Source organism: Pseudomonas sp. HMSC076A11, assembly GCF_001810205.1.
Taxonomy (GTDB): domain Bacteria; phylum Pseudomonadota; class Gammaproteobacteria; order Pseudomonadales; family Pseudomonadaceae; genus Pseudomonas; species Pseudomonas aeruginosa.
In genome coordinates, this window is sequence record NZ_KV800287.1 from 296,634 (window position 1) to 313,501 (window position 16,868).

General features: G+C 67.1%; 15 protein-coding genes and 1 pseudogene. 7 read left to right on the plus strand and 9 right to left on the minus strand.

What is annotated here, in order from left to right; all coding sequences use genetic code 11:
• Both HMPREF2716_RS09070 and hppD read right to left on the minus strand, forming a co-directional pair.
• Positions 1–215: pseudogene (locus tag HMPREF2716_RS09070) on the minus strand (aromatic amino acid transporter AroP); the annotation flags it as partial.
• A 297-nt stretch (positions 216–512) separates the two neighbouring features.
• Positions 513–1,586, minus strand: coding sequence for a 4-hydroxyphenylpyruvate dioxygenase (gene hppD, locus HMPREF2716_RS09075; RefSeq protein WP_003106569.1), 1,074 nt, complete (start codon positions 1,584–1,586; stop codon positions 513–515).
• 321 nt (positions 1,587–1,907) lie between these two features.
• On the opposite strand from hppD, the gene HMPREF2716_RS09080 reads away from it, so the two are divergent.
• From HMPREF2716_RS09080 to HMPREF2716_RS09090, 3 genes are all read left to right on the plus strand, one after another.
• A complete protein-coding gene (locus HMPREF2716_RS09080) occupies positions 1,908–2,696 on the plus strand; it encodes an AraC family transcriptional regulator (RefSeq protein ID WP_003114237.1) in 789 nt (262 codons plus the stop codon).
• 83 nt (positions 2,697–2,779) lie between these two features.
• Complete coding sequence (locus tag HMPREF2716_RS09085; RefSeq protein WP_003109411.1) at positions 2,780–2,953, plus strand: DUF1427 family protein; 174 nt, start codon at positions 2,780–2,782, stop codon at positions 2,951–2,953.
• A gap of 25 nt (positions 2,954–2,978) precedes the next feature.
• Positions 2,979–3,938: a quinone oxidoreductase family protein gene (locus HMPREF2716_RS09090; RefSeq protein WP_003106575.1), complete on the plus strand. Its 960-nt coding sequence runs from the start codon at positions 2,979–2,981 to the stop codon at positions 3,936–3,938.
• Positions 3,939–3,988: 50 nt separating this feature from the next.
• On the opposite strand, the gene HMPREF2716_RS09095 is transcribed toward HMPREF2716_RS09090, so the two are convergent.
• The 7 genes from HMPREF2716_RS09095 to HMPREF2716_RS09125 form a co-directional block, all read right to left on the minus strand.
• Entirely contained in the window at positions 3,989–4,771 is a 783-nt protein-coding gene (locus HMPREF2716_RS09095; RefSeq protein ID WP_003106577.1) for an iron-containing redox enzyme family protein, read from the minus strand.
• Positions 4,772–4,845: 74 nt separating this feature from the next.
• Positions 4,846–7,302 carry an EAL domain-containing protein gene (locus HMPREF2716_RS09100; protein WP_003106578.1) on the minus strand — a complete coding sequence of 819 codons (2,457 nt, stop codon included), beginning with the start codon at positions 7,300–7,302 and terminating at the stop codon, positions 4,846–4,848.
• A gap of 294 nt (positions 7,303–7,596) precedes the next feature.
• The gene (locus tag HMPREF2716_RS09105) at positions 7,597–9,387 is read right to left on the minus strand and encodes an ABC transporter ATP-binding protein (protein WP_003085865.1); all 1,791 of its coding nucleotides are present in this window, start codon (positions 9,385–9,387) and stop codon (positions 7,597–7,599) included.
• The gene (locus tag HMPREF2716_RS09110) at positions 9,380–9,982 is read right to left on the minus strand and encodes a DsbA family protein (RefSeq protein ID WP_003145641.1); all 603 of its coding nucleotides are present in this window, start codon (positions 9,980–9,982) and stop codon (positions 9,380–9,382) included. The genes HMPREF2716_RS09105 and HMPREF2716_RS09110 overlap by 8 nt, the downstream gene beginning before the upstream one ends.
• Before the next feature lie 39 nt (positions 9,983–10,021).
• Complete coding sequence (locus HMPREF2716_RS09115) at positions 10,022–10,960, minus strand: oxygen-dependent tRNA uridine(34) hydroxylase TrhO (RefSeq protein WP_023086573.1); 939 nt, start codon at positions 10,958–10,960, stop codon at positions 10,022–10,024.
• A 164-nt stretch (positions 10,961–11,124) separates the two neighbouring features.
• The gene (locus tag HMPREF2716_RS09120; RefSeq protein WP_003114234.1) at positions 11,125–11,430 is read right to left on the minus strand and encodes a BolA family protein; all 306 of its coding nucleotides are present in this window, start codon (positions 11,428–11,430) and stop codon (positions 11,125–11,127) included.
• 13 nt (positions 11,431–11,443) lie between these two features.
• The gene (locus HMPREF2716_RS09125; RefSeq protein WP_003120754.1) at positions 11,444–11,992 is read right to left on the minus strand and encodes a DUF2059 domain-containing protein; all 549 of its coding nucleotides are present in this window, start codon (positions 11,990–11,992) and stop codon (positions 11,444–11,446) included.
• Between the two features lie 167 nt (positions 11,993–12,159).
• On the opposite strand from HMPREF2716_RS09125, the gene HMPREF2716_RS09130 reads away from it, so the two are divergent.
• From HMPREF2716_RS09130 to cbpD, 4 genes are all read left to right on the plus strand, one after another.
• Complete coding sequence (locus HMPREF2716_RS09130) at positions 12,160–13,179, plus strand: DUF2804 domain-containing protein (protein ID WP_003114233.1); 1,020 nt, start codon at positions 12,160–12,162, stop codon at positions 13,177–13,179.
• Between the two features lie 128 nt (positions 13,180–13,307).
• Positions 13,308–14,702 (plus strand): class II fumarate hydratase, encoded by a 1,395-nt coding sequence (locus HMPREF2716_RS09135; RefSeq protein ID WP_003085854.1) that lies wholly within the window; start codon positions 13,308–13,310, stop codon positions 14,700–14,702.
• A complete protein-coding gene (locus HMPREF2716_RS09140) occupies positions 14,695–15,318 on the plus strand; it encodes an NAD(P)H-dependent oxidoreductase (RefSeq protein WP_003114232.1) in 624 nt (207 codons plus the stop codon). The genes HMPREF2716_RS09135 and HMPREF2716_RS09140 overlap by 8 nt, the downstream gene beginning before the upstream one ends.
• Positions 15,319–15,597: 279 nt before the next feature.
• Positions 15,598–16,767: a chitin-binding protein CbpD gene (cbpD, locus tag HMPREF2716_RS09145; RefSeq protein ID WP_070621864.1), complete on the plus strand. Its 1,170-nt coding sequence runs from the start codon at positions 15,598–15,600 to the stop codon at positions 16,765–16,767.
• The last annotated feature ends 101 nt before the right edge of the window (positions 16,768–16,868 follow it).

Below are 16,868 nucleotides of genomic sequence, written 5' to 3' on the forward strand. Positions count from 1 at the left end.
TCGACGATCATCTCGCCGAGCTGGCGCATGATCATGAAAGCGATGAAGCCGGCGATGGCGTAGCCGAGGATCATCGACGGGCCCGCCGACTTGAGCACCCCGGCCGAGCCGAGGAACAGGCCGGTGCCGATGGCGCCGCCGAGGGCGATCAACTGGATGTGACGATTCTTCAGGCCGCGCTTGAGCTCGCCCGAATGCGGATGTTGGCCGTCCATTGAATTATCTCACGCAAGTGGAAATTTATTGTTGTCGGAGGCGAAACGGGGCCGTGCGGCTCAGGCGGCAGGCGCACGGCGGGCGCCATGCGGGGCGCGTGGCGGCGGGCGGTCGGCTGGGCGGAGGGAGGACTCACGGATCATGCGTCACCTGTTTGTTGTTGTACGTGACGTGAATGGGCCGCCAGGCTCGTGGCTCGGCGGTGCGGGCAAGGCTGGCGCGATCGGCGCCGCTGGAACGGAAACGCGGAGCGCAAGGAAAACCGCCAGCCCCGGAAGAGGCTGGCGGCAGCGGGATCAGATCACGCCGCGGCGAATCTGGTCTTCCTCGATGGACTCGAACAGGGCCTTGAAATTGCCCTCGCCGAAGCCCTGGTTGCCCTTGCGCTGGATGATCTCGAAGAAGATCGGGCCGATCACCGTGTCGGTGAAGATCTGCAGCAGGATGCCGTCGTCGCCCGGGGCGCCGTCGATCAGCAGGTTCAGTTCGCGCAGTTGCTCGAGCGGCTCGCCATGCCCGGCGACGCGGGTGTCGACCTTCTCGTAGTAGGTGTCCGGGGTCGACATGAACTTCACGCCGTTGTCGCGCAGCTTGCGCACGGTGGCATAGATGTCGTCGGTGGTCAGGGCGATGTGCTGGATGCCTTCGCCATGGTATTCGCGGATGAATTCCTCGATCTGCGAGGTATCGTCGGCCGACTCGTTGATCGGGATGCGGATCTTCCCGCAAGGTGCGGTCATGGCGCGGGAGAACAGGCCGGTGAGCTTGCCTTCGATGTCGAAGTAGCGAATCTCGCGGAAGTTGGCGATGCGCTCGTAGAAACCGGACCAGACGTCCATCTGGCCGCGCTTGACGTTGTGGGTCAGGTGGTCGATGTAGGTCAGGCCGACCGAGTTGTCGTTGGCGCTGCGGCCTTCGATGAACTCGAAGTCGACGTCATAGATGCTGCGGTCGCCGTAGCGGTCGACAAGATACAGCAGCGAACCGCCGATGCCTTCCAGGGAAGGGATGTTCAGCTCGCCGAAGTTGGCGTGGCTGCCCACCAGCTTGGCGCCCTGGGATTCGGCGTAGGCGGCGGCCTGGGAAGCGTTCTTCACCCGGAAGGCCATGGCGCAGGCGCTCGGGCCGTGCTTGAGGGCGAATTCATGGACATGCCCGGTCGGGCTGCCGTTGAGCACGATGTTGATATCGTTCTGCTGGAACAGGAAGACTTCCTTGGAACGATGCTTGGCGGTTTCGGTGAAGCCCATCATGTTGAACAGCTGGCGCAGCTGCTCGATGCCCTTGGCGTCGGGGGCGGTGAACTCGACGAATTCGAATCCGTCGGTACCGATGGGATTGTGCTGTTCGATCTTGGCCACGGCGTTCATCCGGCCTCCTCGTTGTTCTTGTTGAATGGACCGCCGCCGGTCCAGGCGGCCGACGACATGGGAGATGCCTTCATCTCACCCCGTGGCGGCGCGGCGGACAAGCCGTCGGCAGGGCCCGGCACAGGGCCTGGCGCAGGGTTTCTGGCAACTATTCCTTACGCGCCGGCGGCATGCATGGCGAACGCCCGGTCTTCGTAAAGTTATCTTTACAGTGCGGTGCGAAAAGCTGCCAGCAGCGCTGTCACGGCTGCGCTGAAAGCCGGCGCTGCATGATCGGCGTCAAGCGGTTAACCTGCGTCTTTCCTCCGCGACGGCATTCCCATGGCACGACCCGCCCCACCCGACCTGAGCGACAGCCGCCGGCCCCTGCGCGGCGTTGCCCGCAGCTATCCTGCCGGGCACCGCGTCGATGCCCACGAGCACGCCTGGGGCCAGGTGCTCTATGCGGTGTCCGGGATGATGTGGCTGGAGACGCCCGACGAGGCCCTGCCGGTCCCGCCGCAACGGGCGGTCTGGTTGCCTCCGGGCCTGCGCCATGCGGTGCGGGTCGCCTCCGAGTTGCAGATGCGCAACATCTACCTGAGCCCGGAACTCTCCCGCGGCCTGGAGGACCGCACCCTGGTGCTGGTGGTCGGCCCGCTGCTGCGCGAGCTGATCGTCAGCCTGGTGGAGCAGGAACGACAGAGCGACCCCCACTACTATCGGGCGCTGGCCGATCTCGCCGTGCTCGAACTCGGCCGCGCGCGCCGTTCCAGCCTCCGCGTACCGCTGCCGGACGCCTCCGACAGGCGCCTGCTCGCGCTGTGCCAGGCGGTGATGGCCAATCCCTCCCTGGACATCGGCCTGGAGCGCCTGGCCGAAGACGCCGGGGCCAGCGTGCGGACCCTCTCGCGCCTGTTCCAGCGCAGCCTGGGCATGGGCTTCGCCGACTGGCGGCGGCAGGTGCAGCTGGCGACCGCCGCCGCCGCACTGATCGATGGCCGTCCGGTGGCAGGCATCGCCCATGCCCTGGGATATACGCCGAGCGCCTTCAGCGACATGTTCCGCCGCGAGCTGGGCGTCTCTCCCACCGAGTACAGGGCCGAGCATCACCAGCCGTTCCAGCCTTGACCGGCATTCGATAGTGATTGGCCGATAGATGTTTTTTCGGCCAACTAGACTGGTGCCATCGTTCACCGTCCCTGTCAGCCGCCATGAACTACCTGATCTCCCTCGGCATCGGCCTGCTGGTCGGCCTGCTCTACGCCGTACTCGACTTCCGCTCGCCGGCGCCACCCGCCATCGCCCTGGTCGGCCTGCTTGGCATGCAGCTCGGCGAACAGCTTTTCCCCCTTGGCCGCGACCTGCTGCAGCAGTGGCTGCACTGATCGCCGCGACGACACGGAGCCCCCGATGAAAGCACTGCAATTCGACCGTACCGGCGACCTCGCCGCCCTCGAGCTGGTGGACATGCCCGACCCGCTTCCCGCCGCCGATGAGGTGCGGGTGGAAATCCGCGCCGCCGGGCTGAATCCGAGCGACGTGAAGAACGTCCTCGGCCGCTTCCCCTATACCACCCTGCCCCGGGTACCGGGCCGCGACTTCGCCGGGGTGGTGGTGGAGGGACCGAAGGCTCTGCTCGGCCAGGCGGTCTGGGGCACCGGGCGGGAGCCGGGATTCTTCCGCGACGGTAGCCACGCGCAGTTCCTGACCCTGCCGGCCGCCGGCGTCGCGCTCAAGCCGGAAAGCCTGAGCTTCGCCCAGGCCGCCAGTTGCGGGGTGCCCTACAGCACCGCCTGGGACGCCCTGCAACGCAGCCAGGTCAAGGCCGGCACCCGGCTCCTGGTAATCGGCGCCAACGGCGCGGTCGGCAAGGCCGCGCTGGCGCTGGCCAAGGCCCTGGGGGCCGAAGCGATCGGCGCGGTGCGGCGCGAGGAGCAACGCCAGGCGCTGGAAACGCAGGGCATCGCCGCGCTGCTGCTGGGCGAGCCGGCCGAACTGGCGGCACAGGTGGAAGGGATCTTCCCCGGCGGGGCCGAGGTGATCTTCGATACGACCGGTTTCTGGCTCGAGGCGGCGGTCCCGGCGCTGGCCGCCTTCGGTCGCCTGGCGATCATCGCCGCACCGGCCGACGGCCATGTGCGCCTGCCGGCGTTGAACCTGTACCGTCGCGGTGGCTCGGTGGTGGGGATCAACTCGCTGCTCTATGGCGTGGAAGCCTGCGCAGGCTTCCTCGACGCCTTCGGCAAGCTGTTCGACCAAGGCCGCCTGCCGCTGCCGGACGGGCTGCGGGAAGTCCCGCTGGAGCAGGGCGTTGAGCAGTACCGGGCGGTGAACGAAGGCACCTGCGAGAAGATCATCCTGGTGCCTTGAGGACCAGCGGAATCCCGGCGGAACATGCCGGGATTCCGCTGTGCGCAAGGCTACTCCGCGCCGACCGCGAGCTTGCGGGCGCTGCGCGCCTCCTCCAGCTGCATGCAGCGCTCGAGGAACAGGTACATATAGTCGTAGCTCTTGCAGATCGCGTCGCGCAGTTGCCGGCGCAGCTCGGCGCTGGGATTGGTGCCGGCCAGGGTGCAGATGATCTCCAGCGCCTCCCAGGGGTGGGCATCGTCGTACTGGGCGTGGAGCTTGAGCCACTTCATGGCGCGCTTGCGGCCTTCCTTGGGGAAGGCGTTTTCGTAGACGCCGTTCGAACAGACCAGCGCCGACCACTCGCCGGTGACGCCTTCGATGGCGTAGTTGGTGGCGGCCATGGCCACCGCCAGTGAGTCGCTGGCGCAGGTGTGCCAGCACCAGTGGCTGAGCGCGTGCAGTTCGGCCGGCACGTCTTGCGCCTGGATCTCGGCCAGGCTCACGCCGTGGGCCTCGGCCCAGTGCAGCCAGTAGTCGGCGTGGTTGAGTTCGACCCGAATGTTGCGCATCAGCCAGCGGCGCGCCATGTCTTCGCCGGGATGGCGGGCGAAACGGGTCTTCAGCAGGTTCTGCGACATGTACAAGGGGAACTGCTCGACCACCGGCCAGCCGCCGATCAGGTACAGGCGCATCAGCGCCGGGCTCAGCTCGGCGTCGCGCATGCGCCGGTACAGCTCGTGACCGGAAACCCGGTCCTTGCTCGCCTGGCAGTCGACGATCAGTTGCTGCGCCCACTGCGGATAGCTTCCCGCCTCCTGCAAGGGGCCCGTACGGTCAAAGAACTCGCTCACACCCGTCTCCCTTCTCTTCTTGTCGGCAACGGCCTCATAGCAGCGAAACTACTCTTTCTTCGCCCCGCGGTCACCTACCGGAGGTTCTGTCCCAGGCTCGGCCACAGGCCCTGGGCATCCACTCCAGCCCCCGGAGGCTGGCGACTGAACGGCAGGGGCGCGCCGATGGCCAGGCCCTGGGCATAGTCGATGCCGATCTCGCGCAGCGCTTCCATGACTTCGACGGTCTCGACGAACTCCGCGATGGTACGTTTGCCCATCACGTGGCCGATATGGTTGATCACCTGGACCATGGCGCGATCGATGGGATCCTCGAGCATGTCCTTGACGAAGCTGCCATCGATCTTCAGGTAATCCACCGGCAGGTGCTTGAGGTAGATGAAGGACGACATGCCGGCGCAGAAATCGTCCAGGGAGAAACGACAACCGGTGTCCTTGAGCTCGTTGATGAAGCGGATGGCGCTGGCCAAGTTGGCAACCGCCACGGTTTCGGTGACCTCGAAGCAGATCGTCTGCGGCGGAATGCGGTAACGGGCGAACAGCTCGGTGAGGAACTGCAGGAACGACTCGTCGCCGATGGTCGCGCCGGAGAGATTGATGGCGCAGGTGCCGATCGGCTCGGCGCGAGGGTCCTGGGCGCGCTCGACAAGGGTGCGGAAGGCATTCTCCACCACCCAGCGATCGATCAGCGTCATCAGGCCGTAGCGCTCGGCGGCGGGTATGAAGCTCAGCGGCGGCACCAGGCGCCCGCCCTCGTCGCGCAGGCGCAGCAGCAGTTCGACGTGCAAGCCCTCCTCCGCACCTTCGCCCAGCGGCACGATGGGCTGGGCATAGAGACTGAAGCGGTCTTCCTCCAGCGCCAGGTGGATGCGCTGGACCCAGGTCATCTCGCCGAAGCGCATCGATAGTTCGACGTCGTCCTGATGGAACACCTGGACCCGGTTGCGGCCCTTTTCCTTGGCCATGTAGCAGGCCATATCGGCGGAGCGCAGCGCCTCCTCGAGGGTCGAGATACCCGGCAGCAGGTGCACCAGGCCGACGCTGACGGTGCAGTTGAACGGCTGCCCGCTCCAGGTGAAGTGCAGATCCTGGATGGTCTTGCGCAGATGGTCGGCGATCTCCACGGCTTTTTCCGCCGGACAGTTCTCCAGCAGGATGCCGAACTCGTCGCCGCCCAGCCGCGCCAGCGTGTCGCCCTCGCGCAAGCCTTGTTGCAGCAGGGTACAGACCTGGCGCAGCAGTTCGTCGCCGGCGGCGTGGCCGCAGGTGTCGTTGACCAGCTTGAACTGGTCCAGGTCGAGGAACATCAGGGCGTGCCGCCCGCTGTTGCGCTCCAGGCGTTCCAGCGCTATTTGCAGGCGATACTCGAACTCGCGGCGGTTGGTCAGCCCGGTCAACGCATCGTGGGTCGCCTGCCAGGACAGGCGCGCCATGTACTGGCGCTCGCGGGTCATGTCGTGAAGCACCAGGACCACCCCGGTGATCTCGCCGCCACGGTGGATCGGCGCGCCCACCAGGGTCACCGGCACGCTGCTGCCGTCGTGACGCAGAACCAGCTTGGAATGCTCGCGACCGCCGTCGATCTCGCCGCTGAGGATCTGCTCGATCAGCAGCATGCCCTCCTCCCGCGAGCTTTCGTCGACGATCCGGAACAGCGACGCCAGGGGCAGGCCGCGGGCCTTGTCCAACGTCCAGTTGGTCATCTGCTCGGCGGCCGGGTTGAGGTAGGAAATGCCCCCCTGGGTGTCGGCGGTGATCACTCCGTCGCCGATCGAGGCCAGGGTGATCTGGGCCCGTTCGCGCTCGGCATCGAGGGCGTTCTCCACTTCCTGGCGCTGCATCAGTTGCTGCCGGGTCCGCAGGAACGCCAGGAGGATGAGCACGCTGGCGGTGGTCAGGTTGGCCACCAGCAGCAGCCTGAGCAAGGCCCGCGAGCCCTCGCCAAGGGCGTCGCTGAAGGCCTTGGCCGCCGGCGTGACCTTCTCGTTGATCGCGTGGATCTCGGTCTTCCACTGTTGCACCTGCTCGGCGCTGGCCTGCCCGGCGCCGATGCCCGCGCGCATCTTGCCGGCGACGTCGATCAGTTCCATGACGTACTTGTCACCCACCAGCCACAGCTCGATGGCGCGCTCGAAGTAACTGAAGTCGTGGAAGTTGCGGTACAGCCAGATGATCGCGGTAACGTCGTCGGCATGGTTGCCGCCCTTGAGGATGCCCTGGCGGGCCGCCTCGATGTCCGGGTCGGGCTGGTCCAGGGCAAGGCGCATCTCGCGGTCGCCGAGGGGGATCGCGATGGCCTCCTCGTAGCGGCGGAAGTCTTCGTCGGCGCGTGAGTCGGCATAGAGGGTGAGGTAGTAGATGGCATCCTTCTGGCCCTTCGACCAGAGGCTTTCGCCGCCGACATAGCTGCGCACCGCGGAGAGGACGTAGAGACTGCCGCCCGCCAGCATGGCCTGCAGCAGCACCACGACGATGAAGGGCCATACCAGGCCGAGCAGGCGGGGCTTGTCGAGAGTCCGGTTCTGCCTCATTCCATCTACCATTCAAACTGGCGCTAAGCGATCGGGCGCCGTCTCCGTCGCCCCTGACTGCATCACCTGTCGGCCGCTCAAGATCCCGTCGCAGAACTCCCGAGGCCTTGCCTGCCGGCAGCCACGACGCTGGAGGAGGCGGACACCTGGCAAACAGTAGGAGTCTAGTGGCTGTTTGCCGAACCTGCCCTGCACCTGGCGGAACAGACAGCGTTTTTTATTGCCGCAGCCAATAAAAACCGGATGTCTTATATGGAATATACGAGAAAAACCGCCAGGCGGCAGCCTGGCGCCTCACATCTGTTGCAGATGTCCGTAGAGCCGGGCGTAGAGGCCGCCTTCGGCGATCAGTTGCTGGTGATCGCCGTCTTCGGCGATATGCCCGCCATCGAAGACCAGGACCCGGTCGGCCTGCTTCACCGCCGACAGCCGATGGGCCACGATCAATGTGGTGCGGCCTTCGAGGAAGTCCCCGAGCGCCTGGTGCAGGGCGTACTCGGTAGCGGCGTCGAGGGCCGAGGTGGCCTCGTCGAGGATCACCACCTTGGGCTCGGCGAGGATCATCCGGGCGATCGCCAGGCGCTGCCGCTGACCGCCCGACAGGCGCACCCCGGAACGCCCGACCACGGTGTCCAGCCCCTGCGGCAGGCGCCGCACGCCGTCGGCCAACTGGGCGATCTCCAAAGCCCGCCAGCAGGCCTGGTCACTGCGTTCGCGGCCCATGGTCAGGTTGGCCCGCACGCTGTCGTTGAACAGCGCCGGATGCTGGAGGACCACCGCGACATGTTCGCGCACGCAGTCCAGGCCGATTTCCTCCAGGGGCACCCCGCCGTAGCGGATGCTGCCGCGCTGCGCACTGTAGAGGCCGAGCAGCAGTTGCACCAGCGTGCTCTTGCCGCCGCCGCTGGCGCCGACCAGGGCAACCTTCTCGCCGGCGCCGATGTTCAGGTCCAACTGCTCCAGGACCTTGTCCTCGCCGTAGGCGAAATCCAGCCCGCGCACCTCGATGCCAACGGTCGTGCGGCCGGCGAACGGATCGCGCAGCGGCGGGTAGCGCGGCTCGTCGGCCCGCGCCAGCAACTCGTTGATCCGCTGCAACGCGCCGCCAGCGGCGTAGTAGGCGTATTGCAGGCCGAGCAGCTGTTCGACCGGACCGATCATGAACCAGAGGTAGCTGAACACCGCGAGCATCTGGCCGATCGACAGGTCCGAGAGCAGCACGGTGAGCATCGCCGCGGCGCGGAACACGTCGATGCCGAACTGGAACAGCAGGCCGCTGGCGCGCCCGGCGGCGTCGCTCTTCCATTGCGAGGCCACGGCGTAGTCGCGGACCTCCTGGGCGCGGTGGCCGAGGCGGCCGAGGAAATAGCCCTGGCGATTGCCGGCGCGGACTTCCTGGATCGCCTCGAGGGTCTCGGTGAGCGCCTGGGTGAAGCGCGCGGTGCTGTCGTTCTCGAGCTTCTTGAGATGCTTGACGCGCTTGCCCAGCTGCACCGTGGACCAGATCACCAGCGGGTTGAACAGCAGGATCAGCAAGGCCAGCTGCCAGTGCATCCAGACCAGGATCGCGGCGGTGCCGAGCAGCGTCAGCAAGGCGACCAGGAAGCGGCTGAGGGTTTCCCCGACGAACTTGTCCAGGGTATCCAGGTCGGTGACCAGGTGGGCGCTGATCGACCCGCCGCCGAGGGTTTCGTATTCGCCCAGGGCGATATGCCGGAGGCGCTCGATCAGACGCAGGCGGATGCGGTAGACGATGTCCTTGGACAACCGCGCGAACAGCTTCGCCTGGAGCACGTTGAATACCAGCGCCGCCCCCCGCAACAGAAGGGTCGCCGCCAGCATCAGGCCGATGTAGCCGAACGCCACCTGCCAGTCGGCGGGCAACAGGCGGTCCATGAAACGCAGCGCGCCGTCACCCTTGCCGAGCAGCACCTCGTCCACCAGCAGCGGCAGCAGCAAGGGAATCGGCACGGTGCAGAGGGTGGCCAGCACCGCCACCAGGTTGGCGAACAACAGGGCTTTCTTGTGGCGCAGTGCGAGTCGACGAATCTCCGCCCAGCTCAGGCGGTCTCCGCGCTCACTCATGCCGGCCCCGTTCCAGCCAGCGGCCGAGCAAGGGTGAAAGTTCGGCAAGCGGCTGGTAGCCGTTGGTGAGCAACGCCAGTTGGCCGTTGCGTTCGGCCAGCAGGGTCGGGAACCCGGCGATGCCGAGATCCTGGACCCAGGCGAAATCGGCGGCGGTGGCGTCACGCGCCTCGCCGCTGTCGAAGGCCGCGGCGAACTCGATGCGCGGAAGCCCCACCGCTTCCGCCAGGCCGGCGAGCACCGCCGCCTGGGTGACATCGCGACCCTCGGCGTAGAACGCCCGCTGGATCGCCCTTACCAGCGGCCAGGCGCTTTCCTCGTCGAGGCTGCGCGCCGCCACCAGGGCCCGGCAGGCCGGCTCGGTGTCATAGACGAAGCCTTCGGGCAACGCGTCGTCGAAGCGGAACGGCTGGCCGGTGGTCTGCTGCACGGTCTGCCAGTGGCCGAGGATGTAGCCGCGGGTATTCGGGTCGAGCGCCGCGCCGTGGCCGGCGCGCAGGCCACCGGCTACCAGGTGGAAAGCGACGCCGTCGGCGGCCGCCTGCCGGGACAGCGCCTCGGCAACCGGGGCGAAGCCCCAGCACCAGGAGCACATGGGGTCCATCACGTACAGCAGGCGGGCCTTGGCCAAGGTTCAGTTCTCCAGCGTGGACTGGCGCGGATCGCGACCGAGCGGGTGCGGCTGGTTGCGCTGCCGCGCCAGTTCGATCTGTTTCTGCCGCTCGCGGGCGCCGGCGCGGGTCTTCTCGCTCAGCGAGTCCCAGCAGTGCGGACAGCTGATGCCGGGCACGTAGTGCTCGGACTGGCGGTCCTCCAGCGAAACCGGGTTGCGGCAGGCGTGGCACTGATCGTACTCGCCCTCGCTAAGATCGTGGCGCACGGTCACGCGGTTGTCGAATACGAAGCAGTCGCCGCGCCACAGGCTCTGTTCCTGCGGCACCTCTTCGAGGTACTTGAGGATGCCGCCCTTGAGGTGGAAGACCTCCTCGAAACCGGCGCCGAGCATGTAGCTGGAAGCCTTCTCGCAGCGGATGCCGCCGGTGCAGAACATCGCCACCTTCTTGTGCCGCGCCGGGTCGTAGTGGGCCTTGATGTACTCGGGGAACTCGCGGAACGACCTGGTCTTCGGATCGACCGCGCCCTCGAAGGTGCCGATCGCCACCTCGTAGTCGTTGCGGGTATCGATCAGCAGGACTTCCGGATCGCTGATCAGGGCATTCCAGTCCTTCGCCTCGACATACTGGCCGACCTGCTTGTTCGGATCCACGCCAGGCACGCCGAGGGTGACGATTTCCTTCTTCAGCTTGACCTTGGTGCGGTAGAAGGGCTGTTCGTCGCAGTAGGATTCCTTGTGCTCGATATCGGCCAGCCGGGGATCGCTGCGCAGCCAGGCGAACAGCGCATCGATGCCTTCGCGGCTACCGGAGACGGTGCCGTTGATGCCTTCCTCGGCCAGCAGCAAGGTGCCTTTCACACCGTTGTCGAGCAGGGTTTGCAGCAGGGGTTCACGCAGCGCCATGTAATCGTCGAGAGTCACGAACTTGTACAGCGCCGCCACGACGATGGATGTCATGGGGATATAGCCTCCAGGTGGTCGCCCGCGTAAAGGGCGGACCGGAACGAAAAGCGCCAGCCGCTGGCGCCATGGAAACGACAACGCCGGCGGAAGGCCGGCGCTGGGTGCGTAGTCTAGCGCAGCAGGGGCAGGCTCTGCACCCCGCCGCGACGGACGCCGTCTCAGGGTATGTCGTGCTTGCTCCCGCCGCGGCAGGTCGGCGAGGCCGGCACCGCAGCCTGGCTCCACTCCTCAGGGGTGAAGGTATGCAGCGCCAGGGCGTGGAACTCGCCCATCAACCCACCGAGGGTGGCATATACCTTCTGGTGCCGCTTCACCGCGTTCAACCCGGCGAACTGCGGGCTGACCAGCACCACCTTGAAGTGGGTCTCCAGCCCGCGGCTGTGCATGTGGCTCTCGTCGAGCACCTCGACGTGTTGCGGATCGAGGGGCTGCAGGGCGGTCTGGATACGGTCACGCATGCTCATCGCGAATCACGACTCACTTTTTCTTCTGGGCCGGCGCGGCGACGCCGAGTTCCTTGTCCATGTCGGCCATCAGCTTGTTCACCGGCTCGACGGCGCCTTGCAGCTTGGCCTGGGTCAGTTGGGCGGATTCGGCAGTCAGGCGCGGCATCTTCTCCAGCACCTTCTTGCCCAGCGGCGACTGGTAGAAGGCATTCAGGTCCTTCAGCTCGGACTCGGTGAAGTTGGTGGTGTAAAGCTTGATCAGCTCGGGCTTGATCTTGTCCCAGCCGATGGCGCGGTCCAGCTCGGCATTGGCCTTGGCCTGGTAACGCTCGAGAACCGCCTTCTTGCTCTCCGGCGCCTTGGCCTGGGCGAAGCGCTGGGCCAGCATCTGCTGCACCTGGGCATAGACCGGGACCGTCAGCTTGTCGGCATGGACCAGCTTGAGGAATTGCTCGGCCTGGCTGGCGGAATCGGCCATGGCCATGGAGCTGAGGCTGAGCAGCACGGCGCTGCCGATGAGGCGAAGACGGGTCATGGAAAATCCTTGAGGTTGGGTAGATGTGTCCGTGGGACCCGACATTCTGCGCCTAAGTTCGAAATCCGCTCAAGCGCGGCGCCGAATATCGGGAGAATCCTATCCGGCGCCCGCCCGCTCCATGCCGTCTACTATCAGTTCTGTAGTGGGTACTTGCCGCCTTCCTTCCGCAGCCGGCATGCTTGCGTCAGCCTGTCACATGGATGTGTTAGATGAACGGAACCGCCGCCGATACCCTCGCCGTATCGCCCCCGCCCCTGCGCAACCTCTGCGACGGCCACGGCCGGCTCGATCCCCGGGCGGTCGGCTGGTCCGCCCGGCCGCGGGTGCTCTGCCACATCCCCGGCCACTTCGGCCGGCGCAAGCGCTGGAACCACTGGTGCATCGTCAGCCCCGGCTGGATGCTCTCGCTGACCATCGCCGACCTCGACTACCTGACCTACGGCGCCGCCTATTTCCTCGACCTGGACAGCGGCCAGGCGGTAGCGCACACGCAGATCCGCTTCTTCGGCCTCGGCTGCCAGTTGCCCGACGAGCCGCAGGCCAGCCATGCCTTCGAGCATCCCCGCCTGCAATTGCGCTTCGACGAACAGCCCGGGCGCCTGCGCGTCACCGGCCAGGCCCCGGACCTCGGTGGCCTGCCGCTGGAGCTGGCGCTGGAAGTGCGACGACCGTCGCACCTGGAGTCGGTGAACCTGGTGGTGCCGATGGGCGAACACACCTTCCATGCCTGCAGCCGCCAGCTCGGCCTGCCGATCAGCGGCTGCCTGCAGCTCGGCCGCCGACGCTACGACTGCCAGGCGGGCCAGAGCTTCGCCGCGCTGGACTTCGGCCGCGGCGTCTGGCCGCTGCATACCTACTGGACCCGCGCCGCCTTCGCCGCCCCCGGCGGCATCGCCGGCAACTTCGGCACCGGCTGGACCGAAGCCAGCGACCTGCGCGAGAACGCCCTGTGGTTCGGCGGCAAGCTCAGCCGCGTGCTCGACGACGTGCACATCCGCGAGCCTCGCGACCCGCTGGCCGAATGGCGCCTGGACAGCGCCTGCGGTCGCGTCGAGCTGCTCTTCCGTCCCGAACAGCTGCACCAGGCGCGGCCCAGCGTCGGCCTGTTCTATGCCAATACCCGCCAGTGGTTCGGCCGTTTCAACGGCACCCTGCGCCACGACGACGGCGACTGCGTGCCGGTGGACGGCGCCCTCGGCTGGATCGGTTCGACCCGCGCGCGCTGGTGAGGCCGGCGGCGGGCAATCTATTTCCGACCCGCAGCGCGGCGAAAAATGCCCACGAGGAAGCGACGGCAGCGGAACCCAAGGCGGGAGCGAAGGCCTAAACTGCCGGATACGCACCCTGGAGAACACTCATGAGCCGGACCGAAACCGATAGCCTGGGCACCATCGAGGTGCCCGACGATGCCTACTGGGGCGCCCAGACCCAGCGTTCGCTGGAGAACTTCGCCATCGGCGGCCAGCGCATGCCGCTCGCCGTGATCCACGCCCTGGCGCTGATCAAGAAAGCCGCCGCGCGGGTCAACGACCACCTCGGCGAACTGCCGCCGGAAGTCGCCCGGCTGATCGAACAGGCCGCCGACGAAGTCCTCGCAGGCCGCCACGACGAACACTTCCCGCTGGTGGTCTGGCAGACCGGCAGCGGCACCCAGACCAACATGAACGTCAACGAGGTGATCGCCGGCCGCGCCAACGAACTGGCCGGCAATCCGCGCGGCGGCAAGTCGCCGGTGCATCCCAACGACCACGTCAACCGCGCGCAGAGTTCCAACGACAGCTTCCCCACCGCCATGCACATCGCCGCCGCCAAGGCCGTGCACGAACAATTGCTGCCGGCCATCGCCGAGCTTTCCGGCGGTCTCGCCGAACAGTCGGCGCGGCACGCCAGCCTGGTCAAGACCGGGCGCACCCACCTGATGGACGCCACGCCGATCACCTTCGGCCAGGAACTCTCGGCCTTCGTCGCCCAGCTCGACTACGCCGAGCGCGCCATCCGCGCGGCGCTGCCGGCGGTCTACCAGTTGGCCCAGGGCGGCACCGCGGTGGGCACCGGGCTCAACGCGCCGAAGGGCTTCGCCGACGCCATCGCCGCGGAAATCGCCGCCGAATCGGGCCTGCCCTTCGTCGCCGCGCCGAACAAGTTCGCCGCCCTGGCCGGCCACGAGCCGCTGGTCATCCTCTCCGGCGCCCTGAAGAGCCTGGCGGTGGCCCTGATGAAGATCGCCAACGACCTGCGCCTGCTCGGTTCAGGCCCACGCGCCGGCTTCGCCGAGGTGAAGCTGCCGGCCAACGAGCCGGGCAGCTCGATCATGCCCGGCAAGGTCAACCCGACCCAATGCGAGGCGCTGTCGATGCTGGCCTGCCAGGTCATGGGCAACGACAGCACGATTTCCTTCGCCGCCAGCCAGGGCCATCTGCAACTCAACGTGTTCAAGCCGGTGATCGTCTACAACCTGCTGGAGTCCATCCGCCTGCTCGCCGACGGCTGCCGCAACTTCAACAAGCATTGCGTCGCCGGCCTGGAGCCGGACGCCCAGCGCATGGCCGACCTGCTGGAGCGCGGCCTGATGCTGGTCACCGCACTGAACCCGCACATCGGCTACGACAAGGCCGCCGAAATCGCCAAGAAGGCCTACGCCGAAGGCACCACCCTGCGCGCCGCGGCGCTGCAGCTGGGCTACCTGGACGAAGCGCAGTTCGACGAATGGGTACGGCCGGAGCAGATGCTGGAGGCCGGCCACCATGGTTGAAACCGCCAAGACCGGCGCCACCCCGCTGGAAGGCGACGGCAAGCGCATCCTGCTGATCGTCGGCTCGCCCAAGCGCAAGAGCTTCTGCCACCTGCTCGCCGAATGCTACGCCCAGGGCGCGCGCAGCAAGGATCACGTGGTGCGCGAACTGAAGCTGGGCGAGCTGGCCTTCGACCCGATCCTCCACGAAGGCTACGAACAGAGCCAGGTGCTCGAACCCGACCTGCTGGAAGCGCAGCGGCAGATCCACTGGGCCGAGCACCTGGTGTTCGTCTACCCGGTCTGGTGGGGCGGCCTGCCGGCGTTGCTGCAGGGCTTCTTCGACCGCGTCCTGCAGCCGGGCTTCGCCTTCCGCTACCGCGGCACCCAGGACAAGGACTGGGAGCAACTGCTGGGCGGGCGCAGCGCCGACCTGCTGGTCTGCCACGACCAGCCACTGTCGCGGCTGCGCTTCCTCAAGGGCCCGCCGGCGCACCGGCAGATGGTGCGCAGCGTGCTCGGCGCCTGTGGCATCGCCACCCGCCGCCTGGAAGAGTTCGCGCCGATGCGCAGTTCCAGCGAGGAACAGCGCCAGGGCTGGCTGCGTCGCGCCGAACAGCTCGGCAGCCAGGTCTAGTTCCCTTCCCGCCCGGCTGCGGCCGGGCGCGGACACTGATCGTTCTGACAGGTCCTCCACCTTCCCGCCGGCTTCCCTTCCCCGCCCCCATGGCGGCCCTTTGCCTGCCTCTACCGGCTCACAGTGCGGGTGCCGACCGCTTTGCATTCCGCGACATCCATCAGGAATGGGTAGCGAATCTGACCGGCCCGTCACATTTGGTAGGGACCTCAAACCGGCACCGAGGGCTAGGATCAGCCCGCTTCGAAATGAATCCGGTTCTGGAAAAAAGGACTTGTCATGAAACACTCCTCAGCCACCCTGGCACTCCTGCCACTCACCCTCGCCCTGTTCCTGCCCCAGGCAGCCCATGCCCACGGCTCGATGGAAACGCCGCCCAGTCGGGTCTACGGCTGCTTCCTCGAAGGTCCGGAGAATCCCAAGTCGGCCGCCTGCAAGGCCGCCGTCGCCGCCGGCGGCACCCAGGCGCTGTACGACTGGAATGGCGTCAACCAGGGCAACGCCAACGGCAACCACCAGGCGGTGGTCCCCGACGGCCAGCTCTGCGGCGCCGGCAAGGCACTGTTCAAGGGCCTGAACCTGGCTCGCAGCGACTGGCCCAGCACTGCCATCGCGCCGGACGCCAGCGGCAACTTCCAGTTCGTCTACAAGGCCAGCGCGCCGCACGCGACCCGCTACTTCGACTTCTACATCACCAAGGACGGCTACAACCCCGAGAAGCCGCTGGCCTGGAGCGACCTGGAACCCGCGCCGTTCTGCTCGATCACCAGCGTCAAGCTGGAGAACGGCACCTACCGGATGAACTGCCCGCTGCCCCAGGGCAAGACCGGCAAGCATGTGATCTATAACGTCTGGCAGCGCTCGGACAGCCCGGAAGCCTTCTACGCCTGCATCGACGTGAGCTTCAGCGGCGCCGTCGCCAACCCCTGGCAAGCGCTGGGCAACCTGCGCGCGCAGCAGGACCTGCCGGCCGGTGCCACCGTCACCCTGCGCCTGTTCGATGCCCAGGGCCGCGACGCCCAGCGTCACAGCCTGACCCTGGCCCAGGGCAACAACGGTGCCAAGCAATGGCCGCTGGCGCTGGCGCAGAAGGTCAACCAGGACTCCACCCTGGTCAACGTCGGCGTGCTGGATGCCTACGGGGCGGTCAGCCCGGTGGCCAGCTCGCAGGACAACCAGGTCTACGTGCGCCAGGCCGGCTACCGCTTCCAGGTCGACATCGAACTGCCGGTCGAGGGCGGCGGCGAGCAGCCGGGCGGCGACGGCAAGGTCGACTTCGACTATCCGCAAGGCCTGCAGCAATACGACGCCGGGACCGTAGTGCGCGGTGCCGATGGCAAGCGCTACCAGTGCAAGCCCTACCCGAACTCCGGCTGGTGCAAGGGCTGGGACCTCTACTACGCCCCGGGCAAGGGCATGGCCTGGCAGGACGCCTGGACCCTGCTGTAACGCCCTCGACTGCCGCCCGCTCCGGGCGGCAGTCGTTTTCGCCGCCAGGCACCCGCCGCGAGACGGCGAATCCGCGCAACGGTACAGTCCCCCGGCGAAAC

Bases quoted from the DNA above. Each gene is read 5' to 3' on its own strand.
- hppD (WP_003106569.1), bottom strand. From the start codon at position 1,586: ATGAACGCCGTGGCCAAGATCGAACAGCACAATCCCATCGGTACCGAC.
- HMPREF2716_RS09080 (WP_003114237.1), top strand. From the start codon at position 1,908: ATGGCACGACCCGCCCCACCCGACCTGAGCGACAGCCGCCGGCCCCTG.
- HMPREF2716_RS09085 (WP_003109411.1), top strand. From the start codon at position 2,780: ATGAACTACCTGATCTCCCTCGGCATCGGCCTGCTGGTCGGCCTGCTC.
- HMPREF2716_RS09090 (WP_003106575.1), top strand. From the start codon at position 2,979: ATGAAAGCACTGCAATTCGACCGTACCGGCGACCTCGCCGCCCTCGAG.
- HMPREF2716_RS09100 (WP_003106578.1), bottom strand. From the start codon at position 7,302: ATGAGGCAGAACCGGACTCTCGACAAGCCCCGCCTGCTCGGCCTGGTA.
- HMPREF2716_RS09105 (WP_003085865.1), bottom strand. From the start codon at position 9,387: ATGAGTGAGCGCGGAGACCGCCTGAGCTGGGCGGAGATTCGTCGACTC.
- HMPREF2716_RS09110 (WP_003145641.1), bottom strand. From the start codon at position 9,982: ATGTGCTCCTGGTGCTGGGGCTTCGCCCCGGTTGCCGAGGCGCTGTCC.
- HMPREF2716_RS09115 (WP_023086573.1), bottom strand. From the start codon at position 10,960: ATGACATCCATCGTCGTGGCGGCGCTGTACAAGTTCGTGACTCTCGAC.
- HMPREF2716_RS09120 (WP_003114234.1), bottom strand. From the start codon at position 11,430: ATGAGCATGCGTGACCGTATCCAGACCGCCCTGCAGCCCCTCGATCCG.
- HMPREF2716_RS09125 (WP_003120754.1), bottom strand. From the start codon at position 11,992: ATGTCGGGTCCCACGGACACATCTACCCAACCTCAAGGATTTTCCATG.
- HMPREF2716_RS09130 (WP_003114233.1), top strand. From the start codon at position 12,160: ATGAACGGAACCGCCGCCGATACCCTCGCCGTATCGCCCCCGCCCCTG.
- HMPREF2716_RS09135 (WP_003085854.1), top strand. From the start codon at position 13,308: ATGAGCCGGACCGAAACCGATAGCCTGGGCACCATCGAGGTGCCCGAC.
- HMPREF2716_RS09140 (WP_003114232.1), top strand. From the start codon at position 14,695: ATGGTTGAAACCGCCAAGACCGGCGCCACCCCGCTGGAAGGCGACGGC.
- cbpD (WP_070621864.1), top strand. From the start codon at position 15,598: ATGAAACACTCCTCAGCCACCCTGGCACTCCTGCCACTCACCCTCGCC.